Genomic DNA, 17,514 nt, shown 5'->3' on the forward strand with positions numbered 1-17,514 from the left:
GCCTTCCGCGCCAACCCGGCGCACCACGCACTGTTCATGGCGCTGCTGCGCCAGCCGCTGGGCATCACCCGGGCGCTGCGCGCGATGCATCGCTATGGCCTGCTGGGACGCTACATCCCGGCGTTCGGCCGCATCGTCGGGCAGATGCAGCACGACCTGTTTCACGTCTACACCGTCGACGAGCACATCCTCACCGTGCTGCGCAACGTACGGCGCTTTACTGTGCCGGCGCTTGCGCACGAGCTTCCGCTCGCCAGCCGCCTCATCGCCGATTTCGACAAGCCCGAACTGCTCTACCTGGCCGCCCTGTTTCACGATATCGCCAAAGGCCGCGGCGGCGACCATTCCGAGCTGGGAGCGGCCGTTGCACGGAGATTTTGCCGCCGGCACGGCCTCGACAAGGCCGATAGCGAACTGGTCGCCTGGCTGGTGGAAATGCACCTGGCGATGTCGCGCACCTCGCAAAAGGAGGACACCAGCGACCCCGGGGTGATCGCCGCATTTGCCGCCAGGATCGGCAACCTGCGCCGGTTGACGGCCCTCTATCTGCTGACCGTGGCCGATATCCGCGGCACCAGCCCCACGGTATGGAATGCCTGGAAAGGCAAGCTGCTGGAAGACCTCTACCATGCCACGCGGGCGCGGCTGCTTGGCAGCGACGAAGCCGTCGCCGTCATCGCCGCCAAACAGGCCGAGGCGCGCGTCAATCTCGCTTTGTATGGCCTGCCCACCGGCGCTGCCGATGCGCTGTGGCAGCATCTCGACGCGCGCTATTTTGCCCGTTTCGATGCCCGCGACATGGCCTGGCAGGCGCGCATGCTGTGGCGCCGCACCGACAGCGCCGACGCCGTCGTCAGGGCACGCCTGTCGCCGGTCGGCGAAGGCATCCAGGTGCTGGTCTACACCCCCGACCGGCCCGACCTGTTCGCCCGCATCTGCGGCTTTTTTGCGCGCATCCAGTACACCATTCTCGAAGCCAAGATCCACACCACCCGGCATGGCTATGCGCTCGACAGCTTTCAGGTGATGGACCTGGCCAATCGCGGCATTCATTACCGCGACTTCCTGAACTTCGTCGAGCACGAGCTGGCACGCGACCTCAACCCGGCGCAGCCGATGCAGCCGGCACCGCGCGGCCGCCTGTCACGCCACCAGCGGCACCACCCCTATCCCACCACGGTACAGCTGGAAGCCGATGCGCAGGGGCACGGCCACATGCTGTCGATTACCTGCGCGGATCGCGCGGGCCTGCTGTTTGCGGTGGCCGAGGTGCTGATGCGGCATGGGGTAAACGTCTATGCCGCCAAAATCGACACGCTGGGCGAGCGCGTCGAGGATACCTTTCTGATCCGTGGCGGCGCTTTGCATACGCCGGCCGACAGGCTGGCGCTGGAAACCGACGTGCGCGAGGTGCTAAAGTGATTCAGCGCGCCGGCCGCGCGTATTCGTCCACGTAGCGTCCGCGCGCGGGGGCCTTGCGTGCCGGCGGCGACTTCTTGCGCACGCTGTCGGCAGGTTTCTTGAGCTTTTCGTCCAGCTCGGTTTTGCTGCGGTTGCGGACCCGGCCGGGACGCACCGAGGTGGTGGTGCCCGCCGCGACGACTGCGGCATCGGCCAGACTGCTATCCAGATCCTGTACGACAAACTGCGGAGCCTTCATGCCGCCTCCCGCCATTCCTTGAGACTGCCCGCCAGCGTATGGGTCAGCGCGATCAGGCTGCCCAGCGTGTCGGCGCTGGGCGCAAGCTCGCATGCGCTGATCTTGCTGTCGGCATACACCGACAGAATCAGCAGGTTCTGCCGCACTTCCAGCGGGAAAACCAGTGCGTCCTCGGCCAGCGCGATCTGAATGCCGTGCCACACCGCGCGGCTGGTCGCCAGCACCGCGGCCAGGTGGGCTTCGCGGCCGGGATCGTTCCATTGCCGCTGCACTGCCATCAACTGGGCAGCAATGGCGTCGAGCTGGGCCGCTTCCCCCATCATCACGTCGGCGTGATGGATGCGGTACCTGGCCTGCCGGATCTGTTGTTCGGAGTTCATTGTCGTCCTTGCAGCTTGTGCCGGGGCACCCCGCCCACGGTTACGCTTCAAGTTAGCGGCGTGAACAGGGACAACTTTAGGCAAGCTAAATGCATGCCCGAAAGCGTCGAGAACCCGTCAATCGTCCTGCAGGTTTTGCCCCGGGAACAGGGTGTCGGTGAAACCGAAATGGCGCAGGTCGCGGATACGCATCGGATACAGGATGCCGCGTAGATGATCGACTTCGTGCTGCACCACGCGGGCGTGGAAACCGCTCACGCTGCGATCGATCGGCTGCCCCGCCGCGTCGAAGCCCTGGTAGCGCAAAGCGGCATGGCGCGGCACCAATCCGCGCATCCCGGGAACCGACAGGCACCCCTCCCAGGCTTCCTCCATCGCACCGGACAAGGGGGTCAGCACGGGGTTGACGAGGACGGTGAACGGCACGCTTTCGGCGTCCGGGTAACGCGGGTTGGCATTGACCTCGAAGATCACCACCTGCAGACCGATGCCGATTTGCGGCGCCGCCAGGCCGGCGCCGTTCAATGCGCGCATGGTGTCGTGCATGTCGACGATCAGCTGCGCCAGCTCGGGCGAGGCAAACTCCTCCACCGGGCGAGCCGCTTCCAGCAGGCGCGGGTCGCCCATTTTCAGGACATCGCGGATGGCCATGGCTGCTCCAGTCGGGCGAGATCGTCGGCTTCCAGCCAGCGCCATGCGCCGGCAGGCAGGGTTGCGGGCAGGGCATAGCCGCCGATGGCTTCGCGATGCAGCGACTCGACCCGGTTGCCGGCTGCAGCGATCATGCGTTTGACCTGATGGTATTTGCCCTCGGCCAGGGTCAGCCGCAGGCTGCGCCCGTCGAGCGCCTCGCACGCCAGCGCGGCAATCGGCGTCGGCTCGTCGTTGAGCTGCACGCCGCTGCGCAAAGCGTCCAGCATGGCGTCGTCGAGCTGCTCGGCGCAGCCGGCACGGTACACCTTGGCGACGCCCTTCTTCGGCGAGGTCATGCGGTGGATGAACTGGCCGTCGTCGGAAAACAGCAGCAGCCCGGTGGTGTCCTGATCGAGACGCCCCACGCATTGCACCCCGCGCTGCACCAGCGGCGGCGGCAACAGGGAAAACACACTGGGATGATGGCTGGGGCGATGCGAACACTCATACCCGGCCGGCTTGTGCATCAGCACATAGGCTTTCTCGCGGTAACGCCAGCTGACGCCGTCGAGCGTCAGTTCCAGCTGCGCCGGGTCGACCTCGGCCTCGGGATCGTCGCAGGCCACGCCGTTGGCCGCCACCTCGCCCATGCGCACCCGCGCCAGGCAGGCCTTGCGGGTGCCGAATCCCTGCGACTGCAGGGCGCGGTAGAGTTTCACAGAGCCCGCCTCATCGCACGTTCAGAACTGGCACAGCCCGGCAGCGTCGTTGGTCACCAGCTGTTCGAGCAGATGCCGCACCTGCAGCATCACCTCGCCCAGCACGGACTGGATCTCTTCCATCTGGATGCCGTCGGCCGACAGGCCGCGCCCGGCCGCATAGTTCACCACCACGCCCACCGCCGCGTAGCAGAGCGCCAGTTCGCGCGCCAGATAGGCTTCCGGCATGCCGGTCATCCCCACCATATCGGCACCGTCACGCTCCATGCGGTTGATTTCGGCTGCGGTTTCCAGGCGCGGCCCCTGCGTCACGCCATACACGCCGCCATCGCGCAGGCTGATGCCTGCGCTGGCAGCGGCCTGAAGCAGCGCCTTGCGCATGCGGTCGCAATAGGGAAACGTGAAGTCGAGATGGGTGACCGGCTTGCCGTTTTCGACCAAACAGGTAGCCTCCCGGCCATGGGTGTAGTCGATGATCTGGTCCGGGATGACCAGCATGCCGGGAATCAGCCCGGGATGAATGCCGCCGACCGTGGCCACCGACACCACGCGGTCGACGCCGTGGTCCTTCAGCGCCCACAGGTTGGCGCGATAGTTCACCTCGTGCGGCGGAATGGTGTGGCCATAGCCATGGCGCGCGAGAAAGATCACTTCCTGGTCGCAGATGTGGCCAAAGGTGAGCGCGCCGGACGGCTCGCCGAAAGGCGTGCGCGCCACCTTGCGATGGGTGATTTCCAGATTGGCGAGCTGGGTCAGCCCCGTGCCGCCGATAATGCCCAACATATTATTTGTCCTTCAAAGCGTAAATAGCGGGCAGATTGCGCCACAGTCCGTAAGCGTCCATGCCGCAGCCGAACACATAGCGGTCAGGCACATCCAGCCCCACGAAATCGGCCCGCACCGGTTTGTCCAGCCCGTTGTCCTTGTTGGTCAGCACCGCCGACCATACCCGCGCCGCGCCCATGTGCAGGAGCTTGTCGCGGATCGCGGCCAGGGTCTCGCCCTCGTCCAGAATATCGTCCAGCACCAGCACACTGCGGCCCACCACGTTCTGTCCCGGCAGGACCCGCCATTCCACCTCGCCGCCGCTGGTTTTACCGCGATAGCGCGTCACGTGCAGGTAATCGAACTCCAGCGGAAAGCCCAGCCGCGGCAGCAGCTGGCCGGCAAACACCACCGCACCGCCCATCACCGCCAGCACCAGCGGAAAGTCCTCCGCCAGCACGCGGGCAATCTCCTTGCCCAGGCGATCGAGTACGGTCTGCACGGTGTCCGCAGACGCGACGCACTCGGCATTGTCCAGCAACTGTTGCGCTTCAAACGGTGTCATGACGCAGGGCGGGATTCGGCAAAAGCCGGCAGTCTAAGCCCTAGACGCCGATGTTTCCAGACTTTGCGCGGGTCGAGTAAGCTTGCGCCATGCCGCTCTCCGCCCTTCATCCCCGCATTCTCGATGCGCTTGGCTGGCTGTCCGCTTCGCGCCGGCTGCCCTCGCCCAATTGCGACGCGCGCCCGGAAGGGACGGCGATCGAACTCATCGTCATCCACAACATTTCGCTGCCGCCCGGCGTGTTCGACGGCGATGCGGTGATCGACCTCTTCACCAACCGGCTCGACTGGGATGCGCATCCGTATTACCAGGGCATCCGTGGGCTCAGGGTATCGGCGCATTTTTTCATCCGCCGCGACGGCACCCTGATCCAGTTCGTGCCGTGCACGCTGCGCGCCTGGCACGCCGGGGCGTCGACCTGGCAAGGGCACGAGCGCTGCAACGACTTTTCCGTCGGGATCGAACTCGAAGGCACGGACGACCAGCCTTTCACCGAAGCCCAGTACGCCGCCCTGGCTCCGCTGGTGCGCTTGCTGAAACAGGCCTATCCCATCCAGGCCGTGGTGGGGCACAGCGACATTGCCGCGGGCCGCAAGACCGATCCGGGCCCCCATTTCGACTGGCAACGCCTGCATGCGCAGATCGCCTGATTCGCTCCGCCTTGCCGGCGCCGCGCTGGCCGCGCTGCTGACGCTGGCCGGCTGTGCGCCCACGCTCAGGATGAGCGCCGAGCGCCCGCCTTCGCAGGCCGTCTCAAACCAGGCCGACAGCCCATTGAAAGCGCATCTGTCGGCACAGATCCCGGCCGGCGAATCGGGCTTTCATCTGCTGCAGGATGGCCGTGCGGCGCTGGCCGCCAGGCTGGCGCTGGCGCAGCGCGCGACCCGCACGCTCGACGTCCAGTACTACCTGTTCCACAACGACACCACCGGCAAGCTGGTCGCCGCCGCCCTGCTGGCGGCGGCAGAACGCGGCGTGCGCGTACGGGTGCTGGTCGACGACATCGACACCGCCGACAAGGAACTCCGGCTCGCCACGCTGAACGCCCACCCCAACATCCAGGTACGGCTGTTCAACCCTTTCCACACCCGCAGCACCAATCTTTTCGTCAAGGGCTGGCAGGCGCTGCGCGAAAGCGTCCGCCTCAACCGCCGCATGCACAACAAGGCCTTCATCGCCGACAACCAGCTCGGCATCACCGGCGGGCGCAACATCGGCGACGAATATTTCGATGCCCACCACGACCTCGCCTTCGTCGACCTCGACGTCATTGCCGCGGGCGCCATCGTCGACAGCCTGTCGCAATCGTTCGATCAATACTGGAACAGCGATGCGGCGGTGCCCGCCGCCGCCCTGCCGGTCAACGCCAGCGACATCCGGCTGCAGCGCACCACCCGGTTTTTGCAGCAGTACCGCGCACAGCAGCTCGACAGCGACTATGGCCGCGCGCTGACTGCCGCCGACCCCCTCTCCAAACTGCTGGCAGGAAAAACCCCCTGGCACATCGCGCGCGCCAATCTCATCGTCGACCCGCCGGGAAAGGTGCTCAAGCGCAGCAAATCGCCGTCCAAACTGCTGATCGGCCAGCTTGCGGGGCTGTGGGTCGACCCCTCACGGCGTGCCCTCATCGTGTCGCCCTATTTCGTGCCCGGCGCCCTCGGCATGGCTTATTTCGAGTACTGGCGCAGCCAGGGCGTGCAGGTCGACGTGCTGACCAATGCCTATGCCGCCAGCGACGTGCCGCTGGTGCACGCCGGCTACGCCCATTACCGCATCCCGCTGCTGCAGGCGGGGGTCAATCTCTACGAACTGAAACCGGTCGCCGAGCCCACCGGCGGTCGCCTGCGCGACCTCGGCAGCGGCTCCTCGCGCGCCAGCCTGCACGCCAAGACCTTCGTCTTCGACGACGAGCACGTCTTCATCGGCAGCTTCAATCTCGATCCGCGCTCGGCGTTGCTCAACACCGAAATGGGGCTGGTCATCCATTCGCCCGCACTGGCCCGCCAGGTCACTGCCATCGCCGAAGACGCAATGCGCCCCGAACGCAGCTACCAGCCGCGGCTCATCGTCGAAAAAACCGCAAAAGGCATCGCGAAACGCCTGCAATGGCGCGACGTCCACCAGGGTGCCGAGCGCATTTTCGACCTCGAGCCCGAAACCACCCCGATCCAGCGCGGCCTGTTGCGTGTGCTGCAGGCGCTGCCGATCGAGGAACATCTCTGAAGCACGGTAAAATCCCGTTTTTTTGCTTCCAGGATTCTTGGCCATGCGCCTCGGCACCCCGCTCTCTCCTTCCGCCACCCGCGTCATGCTGCTGGGTGCAGGCGAACTCGGCAAGGAAGTCGTCATCGCCCTGCAGCGCCTCGGCGTCGAAGTCGTCGCGGTGGATCGCTACGCCGACGCCCCCGGCCATCAGGTGGCGCACCGCGCGCACGTGATCGACATGAGCGACGGCGCGGCCCTGCGCGCGCTGATCGAAACAGAGAAACCGCAGCTGGTGGTGCCGGAGATCGAGGCCATCGCCACCGAAACCCTGCTGGAAATCGAGGCCGCCGGGCTGGCGGAGGTCATCCCCACCGCGCGCGCCGCCAACCTCACCATGAACCGCGAGGGCATCCGCCGGCTGGCGGCGGAAACGCTGGGGCTGCCGACGTCGCCCTACGTGTTCGCCGACAGCCTGGCGGCGATGTCGGCCGCAGCCGACCGGCTGGGCTACCCGGTGATCGTCAAGCCGGTGATGTCATCGTCCGGCAAGGGGCAATCGCGGGTGGACGATGCCAGCCAGCTGGCAGCCGCCTGGGACGCGGCCGCCAGCGGTGGACGGGTCGACAAGGGCCGCGTCATCGTCGAAGGAGTCATCGATTTCGATTACGAAATCACGCTGCTGACCGTGCGCGCGCTGGGCGCCTCGGGTACGGTCGAGACGCATTTCTGCGAGCCTATCGGCCACCTGCAGATGAAGGGCGACTACGTCGAATCGTGGCAGCCGCAGGCAATGTCCGCCGCGGCCCTGGCGCGCGCGCAGGAAATCGCCACCGCCGTCACCGCCAATCTCGGCGGGCGCGGGGTTTTCGGCGTGGAATTGTTCGTCAAGGACGACACCGTGTGGTTTTCCGAAGTCAGCCCGCGCCCCCACGACACCGGCATGGTGACGATGGCAACCCAGCGGCAGAACGAATTCGAGCTGCACGCGCGCGCCATCCTCGGTCTGCCGGTCGATGCGAGCCTGCGCGAACCCGGCGCCTCGGCGGTGATCTACGGCGGCCTGGAAGCGACCGGCATCGCCTTCGACGGCGTGGCCGACGCCATGCGCACGCCCGGCGTCGATCTACGCCTGTTCGGCAAACCGCAGGCCTTCGTCAACCGCCGCATGGGGGTGGCGCTCGCCGTCGCCGCCAACCCGGACGAGGCCCGCCTGCATGCCAGGGCGGCGGCGGCGGCGGTCAAGCCGGTGAAGGGCTGAACCATGCAAACCCATTACGAACGCCTCGGCGGCGGCGAAACGATTCGCAAGCTGGTAGACCGCTTTTACGACCTGATGGACGAAGATCCGGACTATTACGGCATCCGCAAGCTGCATCCGGCAGACCTCACCGAGTCGCGCAACAAGCTCGCCTGGTTTCTTTCCGGCTGGACCGGCGGGCCGCCGGAATACACCGACCGCTTCGGCCACCCGTTCCTGCGCCGCCGCCATCTGCCCTTTGTCATCGGCGAAGCCGAGCGCGACCAGTGGATGGGCTGCATGGTCCGTGCGATGCAGGACGTCGGGGTGGATGCCGCAATGCAGCAGGAAATGACGGCGGCGTTCTTCAAGACTGCCGATTTCATGCGCAACCAGCCGGAATGACATGAAACGGCTTGTCGGTTGGGGTGCCCTGTTCGCCGTGCTGGCCGCACTCGCCGTGCTGCCCTGGCTGATGCTGGACGACGCGCCGGCGATCGAGCCGCCTGCCGAGTTTCGCCGCACCGATCTGGCCTGGGTCAAAACGCTGTTCCAGAAACATGACCCGCGCCGCCAGACGCCCGACGTGGTTCAGAGCATCCAGCTCGACGAGGCCGAACTCAACCGGCTGCTGAACTATGTCGTCGAACTGCGCCGCGTCAGCGGCATTGCCGCCGAACTCACGCCCGGCATGGCCACGCTTTCCGCCACCCTCGCCGTACCGCCCAACCCGTTTGGCCGTTACCTCAACCTCACTGCGGAAGTCGCCGAGATGCCTGGCGGCATCCGGATTCAAAGCCTGCAACTGGGCAGCCTGCCGCTGCCCGGCGCGCTGGCCGACTGGGTGGCGCGCCAGGCGCATCGCTGGCTGCGCCGCGACAAGACCTACGCCGCACTGGCCGATGCGTTCACCCAGATCAATTTCGACGAAAACCAGGCCACCCTGGATTACCGCTGGCATCCCGAATTGCTGACCCGGCTGGAGCGCAAAAGCGCGGAATTGCTGATTGCCCCCGAGGACCAGACACGTATGCTGGCTTACGCCGAACGGCTGGAAGCCCTGCTGAAGCAACATCCGCACGGCAGCACCGTGCCGCTGGTGCGGATCGCCGGCCCCCTGTTTACGTACGCCCTGCAAACCGGCGGCGATGCACGCGAGGAAAATCGTGCCGCGCTCACTGCTCTGGCGGCCTATCTGGCCGGGATCAGCCTGCCCAAGCTGCTGGAAGGCGACAGCCGCTCGATCCGCCGGGCGCCGCGCGTGCTGCTGTCGCTGCACGGGCGGCGCGACTTTGCCGAGCATTTCATGATTTCCGCCGCGCTGTCGGTCAACGGCGGCAGCCGTCTGGCCAACGCCATCGGCCTGATCAAGGAAGAGGAGGATGCGGGCAAGGGTTCCGGCTTCAGCTTCACCGACCTCGCCGCCAACCGTGCCGGCGTCCGGCTGGGCGAACGCGCCACCGGTGCTGCCGCGGCGCGGGTGCGCCAGCATCTGGCGCTCGCCCGCAACGATGCCGACTTGCTGCCGGATTTCCGCGACCTGCCGGAATTCATGCCGCAGGCTGAATTCGACCGCCGCTTCGGCCCCATCGGCAGCGCACGCTACCAGCGCGTCATCGCCCGCATCGACGCCCGCCTGGCTGCACACCCGCTCGCACAATAACAATGAATTGTCAAACAACCATGCTATAATGTTGGGCTTCCCGCAATCCGGCCCCCCATCATGTCCCGCAAGCTCCGCAACATCGCCATCATCGCACACGTCGACCATGGCAAGACCACGCTGGTCGACCAGCTCCTCAAGCAGTCCGGCACCTTCCGCGACAACCAGGCGGTCGACGAGCGGGTGATGGACTCCGGCGACATCGAAAAGGAACGCGGCATCACCATCCTGGCGAAGAATACCGCGATCACCTACGGCGACACCCACATCAACATCGTCGACACTCCCGGCCACGCCGATTTCGGCGGTGAGGTCGAGCGCGTGCTCGGCATGGTCGACGGCGTGGTGCTGCTGGTCGACGCCGTCGAAGGCCCGATGCCGCAGACGCGTTTCGTCACCAAGAAAGCGCTGGCGCTGGGCCTGCGCCCGATTGTGGCCATCAACAAGGTCGACCGTCCCGGCGCGCGTCCGGACTGGGTGGTCGACCAGACCTTCGACCTGTTCGACAAGCTCGGCGCCACCGACGAGCAACTCGATTTCCCCATCATCTATGCCTCCGGCCTCAACGGCTGGGCCTGCACGGATCTGAAGGACGCGCCGTCGCAGGGCGGCGCCGCTGCCGACATGAAGCCGCTGTTCGACACGGTGCTGTCCCACGTCCCCACCCCGCCCGGCTCCGCCGACGCCCCGCTGCAGCTGCAGATTGCCGCGCTCGACTACTCGACCTACACCGGCCGTCTCGGTGTCGGCCGCGTGCTCAACGGCCGCATCAAGCCCGGCATGCAAGTCGCGGTCATGAACCATGAAGAACAGGTCGCTACCGGCCGCATCAACCAGGTGCTCGGTTTCCGTGGCCTGGAGCGCGTCCAGGTCGATGAAGCCGAAGCCGGCGACATCATCATCATTTCCGGGCTGGACGACATCGGCATCGGCGTCACCATCTGCGACAAGGACAATCCGGTCGGCCTGCCGATGCTGTCGGTCGACGAACCGACGCTGACCATGGACTTCATGGTCAACACCTCGCCTCTGGCCGGCACCGAAGGCAAGTTCGTCACCAGCCGCCAGATCCGCGACCGTCTGACCAAGGAACTGCTGACCAACGTCGCGCTTCGCGTCGACGAAACGGGCGATGCCGACATCTTCCGCGTTGCCGGCCGCGGCGAACTGCACCTCACCATCCTGCTGGAAAACATGCGGCGCGAAGGCTTCGAGATGGCGGTGGCCAAACCTCGCGTGGTGTACAAGGAAATCAACGGCGAGAAGTGCGAACCGTATGAAAACCTCACCATCGACCTGGAAGACGAGCATCAGGGCGGCGTGATGGAAGAAATCGGCCGTCGCCGCGGCGAGCTGACCAACATGGAATCCGACGGCAAGGGCCGCACCCGGCTGGAATACCACATTCCCGCGCGCGGCCTGATCGGCTTCCAGTCCGACTTCATGACCATGACGCGCGGCACCGGCCTGATGAGCCACGTGTTCGACGACTACGGTCCGGTCAAGGCCGACCTGCCCGGCCGCCACAACGGCGTGCTGGTGTCGCAGGACAACGGCGAAGCGGTGGCCTACGCGCTGTGGAAGCTGGAAGACCGCGGCCGCATGTTCGTCTCGCCCGGCGACAAGCTGTACGAAGGCATGATCATCGGCATCCACAGCCGCGACAATGACCTGGTGGTCAACCCGATCAAGGGCAAGCAGCTCACCAACGTGCGCGCCTCCGGCACCGACGAGGCGGTGCGCCTGACCACCCCGATCAAGCTGACGCTGGAATCCGCGGTGGAATTCATCGACGACGACGAACTGGTGGAAATCACCCCGAAATCGATCCGCATCCGCAAGCGCCACCTGCAGGAACACGAGCGCAAGCGCGCCAGTCGCGCAGCGGCATAATGTCAAAACCCGGCCGGCGCCGGGTTTTTTCATGGCGGCACGGGTAAAATCCGCGCATGCCTCCTGTCGAAATCGGCCTCTTCGCCGGCCTTGCCGTCCTCGTTCTCCTGACTGTTTTCCTGCTACTGCGCCTGCGTGCGCTGCAGCGCGAACAGGCCGGGCTGCCCGCGCTGCTGGCGCAGGACATGGAGGCCCGTCACCGCGCGGTGCTGACCGACTTGCATGCGGGGCTGTCGCAGCAATCCGACCGCATGCAAACCCAGCTGGCGGCCTTGCAGGTCGCGCAGGCCGAGCGCCTGGCCGAGACGCGCGAAACCGTCACCGGCCAGTTCGGCCAGTTCCAGACCGCGATGCTGGAAAAGCTCATCGAGCAGGGGCGTGCCGAGCAAAGTCTGCTACAGGACACGCTGAAACATATGACTGCGCAGTTCAGCGAGCGCGTGCAGCAGCTGTCGCAGACGGTCGATGGCCGCCTGAATGAAATCTCCGGCAAGGTGGCCGAGCGGCTCGACGAGGGCTTCAAGAAAACCAACGAGACCTTCACTTCGGTGATGTCGCGGCTGGCGGTGATCGACGAGGCGCAAAAGAAAATCGAAGGACTCGCCTCCAACCTCGTGTCGCTGCAGGAAATCCTCGGCGACAAGCGCTCGCGCGGCGCTTTCGGCGAAGTGCAGCTGGAAGCGCTGGTGCGCAACAGCCTGCCGCCCGACGCCTACGTCTTCCAGCACACCCTGAGAAGCGGCACGCGCGCCGACTGCGTGCTGATCCTGCCCGCACCCACCGGCAGCGTCTGCGTCGACGCCAAGTTTCCGCTGGAAAACTACAGCCGCATGTTCGACGACACGCTGCCATCGGCCGAGCGCGAGGCGGCGCGGCGTCAGTTCAAGGCCGACGTCAAAAAACACGTCGACGACATCGCTGCCAAATACATCGTCAGCGGCGAAACCTCCGACGGCGCGGTGATGTTCCTGCCGGCCGAAGCGGTATTCGCCGAAATCCACGCCTACCATGCGGATCTGGTCGAACATGCACAGAAAAAACGGGTATGGCTCACCTCGCCGACCACGCTGATGGCGGTGCTGAATACCGCACGCGCAGTGATCCGCGATTCGGAAACGCGGCGCATGGCGCACGTCATCAAGGACGAATTGAGCAAGCTGGCGAAGGATTTCGCGCGCTTCGACGAGCGCATGAAAAAGCTCGCCACCCACATCGAGCAGGCCAACAAGGATGTGGGCGAGGTACGCATTTCCAGCGACAAGATCAGCCGCCGTTTCCTGCAGATCGAGCGGGTCGAGCTCGAACACCCGGACGCGGGCGCCGCGCGCCTGCTCGACGTCGACGAATGAGCTGGTTTTCCGACTGGCGCCGCAACCGCATTCTCCGGCACCACCTCGTGCCGTTCGCCGCGTTCCGGACCGCAGTCGAACGCCTGCCGATCCTGCGCGGGCTGACGTCCGACGAACTGGCGCAGCTGCGCGAAGCCGCCAGCCTGTTCATCCACGACAAGACCTTCTCTGCCGCCGGCGGCGCCGAAGTCGACGCTGCCATGCAGCTGAACATCGCCGTCCAGGCCTGCTTGTTGACCCTCAAGCTCGACGAAGACAGCTACCGGGGCTGGAACGAAATCATCCTCTACCCCGACGAATTCCTGCGTCCGCGAGTGGAGATGGACGAGGCCGGCGTCGTCCACCATACGCGCGACATCCTGGCCGGCGAATCCTGGCACGGCGGCCCGCTGGTGCTGTCGCTCGCCGACGTCGAAGCGAGCGGCCGGGGCGACGGCTTCAATGTCGTGCTGCACGAATTCGCGCACAAGCTCGATATGCTGAACGGCGACGCCAACGGCTTCCCGCCGCTGCATCGCGGCATGGATTCCGCCAGTTGGGCACGCGACTTCAGTGCGGCCTATGCCGACCTGTCCGCGCGCGTCGATGCCGGCAAAGACACCGCGATCGATCCCTATGCCACCGCCAACCCTGCCGAGTTTTTTGCCGTGCTAAGCGAAGTGTTCTTTGAAACGCCGCACGTGCTAGATACGGAATACCCGGCGATTTACCGGCAACTGCAGCAGTTTTATCGCCAGCACCCACTGCGCCGCTCGGAAAGCCCGGCATGAGCACAAGCCTCCGCCGAACCGCCGCACGCATGGACGGCATCGCGCCGTTCCATGTGATGGGCATCCTGGCGCGGGCGCAGGCGCTGCAAGCCGCTGGACGCGACATCATCCATCTGGAAATCGGCGAGCCGGACTTCGCCACGCCCGAACCCATCGTCGCGGCCGGCATCGCGGCGCTGCGCGCCGGACACACGCACTACACCGGCGCACTCGGCCTGCCCGCCCTGCGCGAAGCCATCGCCGGGTTTTATGCCGCCCGCTGGCAGGCTGCGGTCGACCCTGCACGGATCGTGGTGACACCCGGTGCCTCGGGCGCCTTGCTGCTGACGCTGGGCCTGCTGGCTGGTCCCGGCGACGAAGTGCTGATGGCCGACCCGGGTTATCCCTGCAACCGCCATTTCGCTCACTTTTGCGACGCCCGCGCAGTCACCGTTCCGGTCGATGCCGGCAGCGGCTTTCAACTCACCCTCGAATCCGTTGAGCGCCATGCCACTGCGGCCACCCGCGCCGTGCTGATCGCCAGCCCGTCCAATCCCACCGGCACCGCCATTTCCCCCGACGAACTCGCACGCATCCGCGACTGGTGCCGCGCACAGGGCGTGGCCTTGATCGTCGACGAAATCTATCTGGCGCTCACTTACGACGGCAGCGAGCACAGCGCCGCACGCTGGGACGATGTATTCGTCATCAACAGTTTTTCAAAATATTTCTCGATGACGGGCTGGCGGCTCGGCTGGCTGGCCGCCCCCGCCTGGGCCATGCCGGCACTGGAGCGGCTGGCGCAGAATCTGTTCCTGGCGGCCGCCACCCCGGCGCAGCATGCGGCACTGGCAGCATTCTCGCCCGCAACCCTGGATGAACTCAAAACCCGCAAGGCCGATCTGCGCGCCCGCCGCGATTTTCTGCTGTCTGCCTTGCGCGGGCGGGGCTTCGATATTCCGCTGACGCCGCAGGGGGCGTTTTACTTGTATGCGGATTGCAGCCGCCTCACCTCGGACAGCTACGCATTCGCCAATCATTTGCTCGATCGGACGGGCATTGCCGTAACGCCTGGAGTCGATTTCGGTTCGCATCGCGCGGCACGCCACATCCGCGTTGCCTACACCCAGCCCTTACCGCGGCTGGCCGATGCGATGGCGCGGCTCGATCGTTTTTTGCAGACATAAAAAAACCGGCCCGAAGGCCGGTTTTGCGTTCCGTGCCCGGAATTACTGGGCGGGAGCGGGAGCGGGAGCGGGAGCAGGAGCGGCAGCATCAGCAGCAGGTGCTTCAGCGGCAGGAGCAGCGGCGTCAGCAGCCGGCGCTTCAGCGGCGGGAGCAGCAGCTTCCGGAGCCGGAGCTTCAGCAGCAGGCGCTTCGGCAGGAGCAGCGGCTTCTTCTTTTTTGCCGCAAGCGGCCATGGAAACAGCCAGCAGAGCAGCCAGGAGGACGGAATATTTCATTTAATTTCCCTTTACTTACGAATATAAAAACCCACACCAGAGATCGGTCCGGGACTTGTGATCCAGCCGACGCGCGGAATTCTAGCAAAACCGTAAAAGAAAACCACAATCTACTAAAAAATTGATTTGGCGCGCCCGGGATGTTGCCAAATTGCAACAAGACGGCTTTAGCGCATTATTTTCTGGGTGTTTCGATGAACTCTCCCGGCTGGGTGCCGGGGCGCAATTTGCCTTGATACGAAAAGCCGGAGCCATAGCGGCGGCCGCCATCCGGCGTGGTGATCAACTCATTTTCACTCCAGATCCAGACATGGCCGTCACGGGTGTCGAGGACAAACGCGCGCGCGCCGCCCTTGCCGCCCTCGGTACCTGCCAGCGGCAGCGCCTGATAGCGTTCATTCTCGGCCAGCGCACCCGTTGATAGCGTCAGCAGCCCCAGCAGCACCCATCCTATCCGCATCGCGCGTCCTTTCATTTGCTTGTGCCCTTGACAGCGGACGCTTTTCCGTTTGCCTCGGCATGCAGCGAAGCGGCGTCCTTCGGGGTAAAAAGCGCGGCCACCGCGGCTGCGTCCAGCACATATTCATGGTTGCAGATATCGTCGTGAACCCGGATTTCGCCCTGCTCGGCGATGATGGCCTCGCATTCCGCCTGCCCCACGCCGCGCAGCATGGAATGGATTTTGGCCGCGTCATACGGGCAGTGATAGCTGACCGGACGAGGATCGAACACCCGCACATCCTCCTCCGGGAACAGACGCTCGATCAGCTTGATCGCGCCGAGCCCGAGCAGTTCGTCCGCCTGCACCGTGTCGGCCAGGATCTGCATCCGGTTCCAGCCGTCCGCATCGCGCGCGGCCGCCCCCGGCAGCGCCTGCAGCAACAAACCGGCGGCTGTTTCGCGGCTGGCCGCCAGCCACAGGCGGGTGGGCAATTGTTCGGACTGCGCCAGATAATGCTCGAACACCGCGGCCAGGGTCTCGCCTTGCAGCGGCACATGGCTCTGATAGGGCTGGCGCATGTCGGCGGTGTCGAGCGTCAGGGTCAATGCCCCGTCGCCCAGCAAGGCCGGCACGCTGCCCGCTGCCAGATCCGGAATGGTGCGCGCCATGCCGCGCAGGCGCAATTGTTCGTCGCAATCCATCACCAGCAGCGATACTTCGCCGGCGCCGCGCAACTGAAACGTCAGCCGCCCCGTCTGCTTGAGGTTGGCGGTGATCAGCGTGGTCACCGCCGCCAGCTGGCCCAGCAGTTCAAGGGCCGGTTGCGGATAATCGCGCCCTGCCGTCATCTCGCGCCAAGCCGATCCCAATTGCACCCAGGCGCCACGGATGTCGAGCTGTTCGAACAGGAAGCTGCGCACCCGGCTGGGCTGAGCGTGCAAGGCGGTCAATTGAGTTGCACCCGCTCGCCCCAGGGCACCATGCCCTTGCCCTTGACCAGCCAGATCACCGGGTAGTTGGGCGGCAGCTTGGGAAAGTCGCCTTCGGCATCGGTGAAATACACCAGCATGTCGGGGCTGCGGTTTTCGTGCTCGACCCAGTCGAACACCGGGCGGAAATCGGTGCCGCCGCCGCCTTCGAGGCCGGCGGGAAGCTGCATGGTGTCCCAGGGCTCGAATTCCCACGGTGCGTTTCCGGCCACATGGTTGTCGCACGCCAGCAGCGTCACCCTGGCGCGCACCTGGCCCTTGAGGGCATCGAGCTCGGTGACGAATTCGCGCAGTTCGTCGTCGCTGATCGAGCCGCTGGTATCGATCGCCGCCACCACCTCGATGCCCTCGCTCGACAGGCGCGGCAACAGCGCGTCGCCTTCGCGGCGCGAAGGCCGCCGCCACGAATAATCGTCGCGCTGGTTGACCGCGAAGAAGCGCGCCAGCAAGGCGCGCCACGGCAGACTCGGGGCCAGCAGGCCGTCGACCCAGCGCATCATCGACTGGGACAGTTTGCCAGCCTGGCGCGCCGCCTGGGCGGCGGCGGCCAGCCGGTTTTTCCATTGCTCGGCGAGTTCCTCGCGTTCGCTGGGCGACAACTCGTTCGGCTTCTGCGAGGCCTGGCTGCCACTGCCCTGCTGCTGTTCTGCCTCGCTCTGGCCTTCCTTGCCCTGGCCACCGGCCTCGCCGCCCTCGGGGTCGTCCTGGCGCTCGTCCTGATCGGGGCTGGCGCCTTGCTCGTTGTCGTTGTCGAACAGGTGCTGATCGAAGGACTCTTCCGGAGTGTCCTCGGGAATCAGCG

The 17,514-nt window shown here is 65.6% G+C and carries 19 protein-coding genes; 10 read left to right on the forward strand and 9 right to left on the reverse strand.

Annotation, left to right across the window (positions count from 1 at the left end; translation table 11 throughout):
* Positions 1–1,422: HD domain-containing protein (locus BGO62_RS14405; RefSeq protein ID WP_296643745.1), on the forward strand; the 1,422-nt coding region annotated here is incomplete at its 5' end.
* Between the two features lies 1 nt (position 1,423).
* Here the strand turns inward: BGO62_RS14405 and BGO62_RS14410 are convergent.
* The 6 genes from BGO62_RS14410 to BGO62_RS14435 all read right to left on the reverse strand — a co-directional run bounded on the left by BGO62_RS14410 (position 1,424) and on the right by BGO62_RS14435 (position 4,722).
* Positions 1,424–1,660 carry a hypothetical protein gene (locus BGO62_RS14410; protein ID WP_296643747.1) on the reverse strand — a complete coding sequence of 79 codons (237 nt, stop codon included), beginning with the start codon at positions 1,658–1,660 and terminating at the stop codon, positions 1,424–1,426.
* Positions 1,657–2,040, reverse strand: a complete 384-nt coding sequence (locus BGO62_RS14415) for a flagellar biosynthesis regulator FlaF (protein ID WP_296643749.1) — start codon at positions 2,038–2,040, stop codon at positions 1,657–1,659. The genes BGO62_RS14410 and BGO62_RS14415 overlap by 4 nt, the downstream gene beginning before the upstream one ends.
* Before the next feature lie 117 nt (positions 2,041–2,157).
* The gene (def, locus tag BGO62_RS14420; protein WP_296643751.1) at positions 2,158–2,691 is read right to left on the reverse strand and encodes a peptide deformylase; all 534 of its coding nucleotides are present in this window, start codon (positions 2,689–2,691) and stop codon (positions 2,158–2,160) included.
* On the reverse strand, positions 2,670–3,392 hold the full coding sequence (locus BGO62_RS14425; protein WP_296643753.1) for a pseudouridine synthase: 723 nt from the start codon (positions 3,390–3,392) through the stop codon (positions 2,670–2,672). The genes def and BGO62_RS14425 overlap by 22 nt, the downstream gene beginning before the upstream one ends.
* Positions 3,393–3,413: 21 nt before the next feature.
* Entirely contained in the window at positions 3,414–4,175 is a 762-nt protein-coding gene (locus BGO62_RS14430) for an S-methyl-5'-thioinosine phosphorylase (protein WP_296643755.1), read from the reverse strand.
* A gap of 1 nt (position 4,176) precedes the next feature.
* Positions 4,177–4,722 carry a hypoxanthine-guanine phosphoribosyltransferase gene (locus BGO62_RS14435; RefSeq protein ID WP_296643757.1) on the reverse strand — a complete coding sequence of 182 codons (546 nt, stop codon included), beginning with the start codon at positions 4,720–4,722 and terminating at the stop codon, positions 4,177–4,179.
* 89 nt (positions 4,723–4,811) lie between these two features.
* Between BGO62_RS14435 and ampD the strand changes: the two genes are divergently transcribed.
* From ampD to BGO62_RS14480, 9 genes are read left to right on the forward strand one after another with little or no spacing between them, the layout of a single operon-like run.
* Entirely contained in the window at positions 4,812–5,372 is a 561-nt protein-coding gene (gene ampD, locus BGO62_RS14440; protein ID WP_296643759.1) for a 1,6-anhydro-N-acetylmuramyl-L-alanine amidase AmpD, read from the forward strand.
* Positions 5,356–6,945, forward strand: a complete 1,590-nt coding sequence (locus BGO62_RS14445; RefSeq protein WP_296643761.1) for a phospholipase D family protein — start codon at positions 5,356–5,358, stop codon at positions 6,943–6,945. The genes ampD and BGO62_RS14445 overlap by 17 nt, the downstream gene beginning before the upstream one ends.
* A gap of 43 nt (positions 6,946–6,988) precedes the next feature.
* Positions 6,989–8,185, forward strand: coding sequence for a formate-dependent phosphoribosylglycinamide formyltransferase (gene purT / locus BGO62_RS14450; RefSeq protein WP_296643763.1), 1,197 nt, complete (start codon positions 6,989–6,991; stop codon positions 8,183–8,185).
* Between the two features lie 3 nt (positions 8,186–8,188).
* A complete protein-coding gene (locus BGO62_RS14455) occupies positions 8,189–8,569 on the forward strand; it encodes a group II truncated hemoglobin (protein ID WP_296643765.1) in 381 nt (126 codons plus the stop codon).
* Between the two features lies 1 nt (position 8,570).
* A complete protein-coding gene (locus BGO62_RS14460) occupies positions 8,571–9,827 on the forward strand; it encodes a hypothetical protein (protein WP_296643767.1) in 1,257 nt (418 codons plus the stop codon).
* Positions 9,828–9,887: 60 nt separating this feature from the next.
* The gene (gene typA, locus BGO62_RS14465) at positions 9,888–11,720 is read left to right on the forward strand and encodes a translational GTPase TypA (RefSeq protein WP_296643769.1); all 1,833 of its coding nucleotides are present in this window, start codon (positions 9,888–9,890) and stop codon (positions 11,718–11,720) included.
* Positions 11,721–11,776: 56 nt separating this feature from the next.
* Positions 11,777–13,069, forward strand: a complete 1,293-nt coding sequence (locus tag BGO62_RS14470) for a DNA recombination protein RmuC (protein WP_296643771.1) — start codon at positions 11,777–11,779, stop codon at positions 13,067–13,069.
* A complete protein-coding gene (locus BGO62_RS14475) occupies positions 13,066–13,839 on the forward strand; it encodes a M90 family metallopeptidase (RefSeq protein ID WP_296643773.1) in 774 nt (257 codons plus the stop codon). Before BGO62_RS14470 ends, BGO62_RS14475 begins: the two co-directional genes overlap by 4 nt.
* Entirely contained in the window at positions 13,836–15,005 is a 1,170-nt protein-coding gene (locus tag BGO62_RS14480) for a pyridoxal phosphate-dependent aminotransferase (protein WP_296643775.1), read from the forward strand. Before BGO62_RS14475 ends, BGO62_RS14480 begins: the two co-directional genes overlap by 4 nt.
* Positions 15,006–15,456: 451 nt before the next feature.
* Here BGO62_RS14480 and BGO62_RS14490 read toward each other — a convergent pair whose 3' ends face one another.
* From BGO62_RS14490 to BGO62_RS14500, 3 genes are all read right to left on the reverse strand, one after another.
* Positions 15,457–15,726 carry a hypothetical protein gene (locus tag BGO62_RS14490; protein ID WP_296643779.1) on the reverse strand — a complete coding sequence of 90 codons (270 nt, stop codon included), beginning with the start codon at positions 15,724–15,726 and terminating at the stop codon, positions 15,457–15,459.
* Between the two features lie 26 nt (positions 15,727–15,752).
* Complete coding sequence (locus tag BGO62_RS14495; protein ID WP_296643783.1) at positions 15,753–16,664, reverse strand: Hsp33 family molecular chaperone HslO; 912 nt, start codon at positions 16,662–16,664, stop codon at positions 15,753–15,755.
* A gap of 5 nt (positions 16,665–16,669) precedes the next feature.
* Positions 16,670–17,514, reverse strand: an 845-nt coding sequence (locus BGO62_RS14500) for a VWA-like domain-containing protein (protein WP_296643781.1), incomplete at its 5' end; no start/stop codon positions are given.

Source organism: Thiobacillus sp. 65-1402, assembly GCF_001897685.1.
In the GTDB taxonomy this organism is placed as follows: domain Bacteria; phylum Pseudomonadota; class Gammaproteobacteria; order Burkholderiales; family Thiobacillaceae; genus Thiobacillus.

What these genes read in the sequence shown, in the direction of transcription:
- BGO62_RS14410 (WP_296643747.1), bottom strand. Translation starts at nt 1,660, where the DNA reads ATGAAGGCTCCGCAGTTTGTCGTACAGGATCTGGATAGCAGTCTGGCC.
- BGO62_RS14415 (WP_296643749.1), bottom strand. Translation starts at nt 2,040, where the DNA reads ATGAACTCCGAACAACAGATCCGGCAGGCCAGGTACCGCATCCATCAC.
- def (WP_296643751.1), bottom strand. Translation starts at nt 2,691, where the DNA reads ATGGCCATCCGCGATGTCCTGAAAATGGGCGACCCGCGCCTGCTGGAA.
- BGO62_RS14430 (WP_296643755.1), bottom strand. Translation starts at nt 4,175, where the DNA reads ATGTTGGGCATTATCGGCGGCACGGGGCTGACCCAGCTCGCCAATCTG.
- BGO62_RS14435 (WP_296643757.1), bottom strand. Translation starts at nt 4,722, where the DNA reads ATGACACCGTTTGAAGCGCAACAGTTGCTGGACAATGCCGAGTGCGTC.
- ampD (WP_296643759.1), top strand. Translation starts at nt 4,812, where the DNA reads ATGCCGCTCTCCGCCCTTCATCCCCGCATTCTCGATGCGCTTGGCTGG.
- BGO62_RS14445 (WP_296643761.1), top strand. Translation starts at nt 5,356, where the DNA reads ATGCGCAGATCGCCTGATTCGCTCCGCCTTGCCGGCGCCGCGCTGGCC.
- purT (WP_296643763.1), top strand. Translation starts at nt 6,989, where the DNA reads ATGCGCCTCGGCACCCCGCTCTCTCCTTCCGCCACCCGCGTCATGCTG.
- BGO62_RS14455 (WP_296643765.1), top strand. Translation starts at nt 8,189, where the DNA reads ATGCAAACCCATTACGAACGCCTCGGCGGCGGCGAAACGATTCGCAAG.
- BGO62_RS14460 (WP_296643767.1), top strand. Translation starts at nt 8,571, where the DNA reads ATGAAACGGCTTGTCGGTTGGGGTGCCCTGTTCGCCGTGCTGGCCGCA.
- typA (WP_296643769.1), top strand. Translation starts at nt 9,888, where the DNA reads ATGTCCCGCAAGCTCCGCAACATCGCCATCATCGCACACGTCGACCAT.
- BGO62_RS14470 (WP_296643771.1), top strand. Translation starts at nt 11,777, where the DNA reads ATGCCTCCTGTCGAAATCGGCCTCTTCGCCGGCCTTGCCGTCCTCGTT.
- BGO62_RS14475 (WP_296643773.1), top strand. Translation starts at nt 13,066, where the DNA reads ATGAGCTGGTTTTCCGACTGGCGCCGCAACCGCATTCTCCGGCACCAC.
- BGO62_RS14480 (WP_296643775.1), top strand. Translation starts at nt 13,836, where the DNA reads ATGAGCACAAGCCTCCGCCGAACCGCCGCACGCATGGACGGCATCGCG.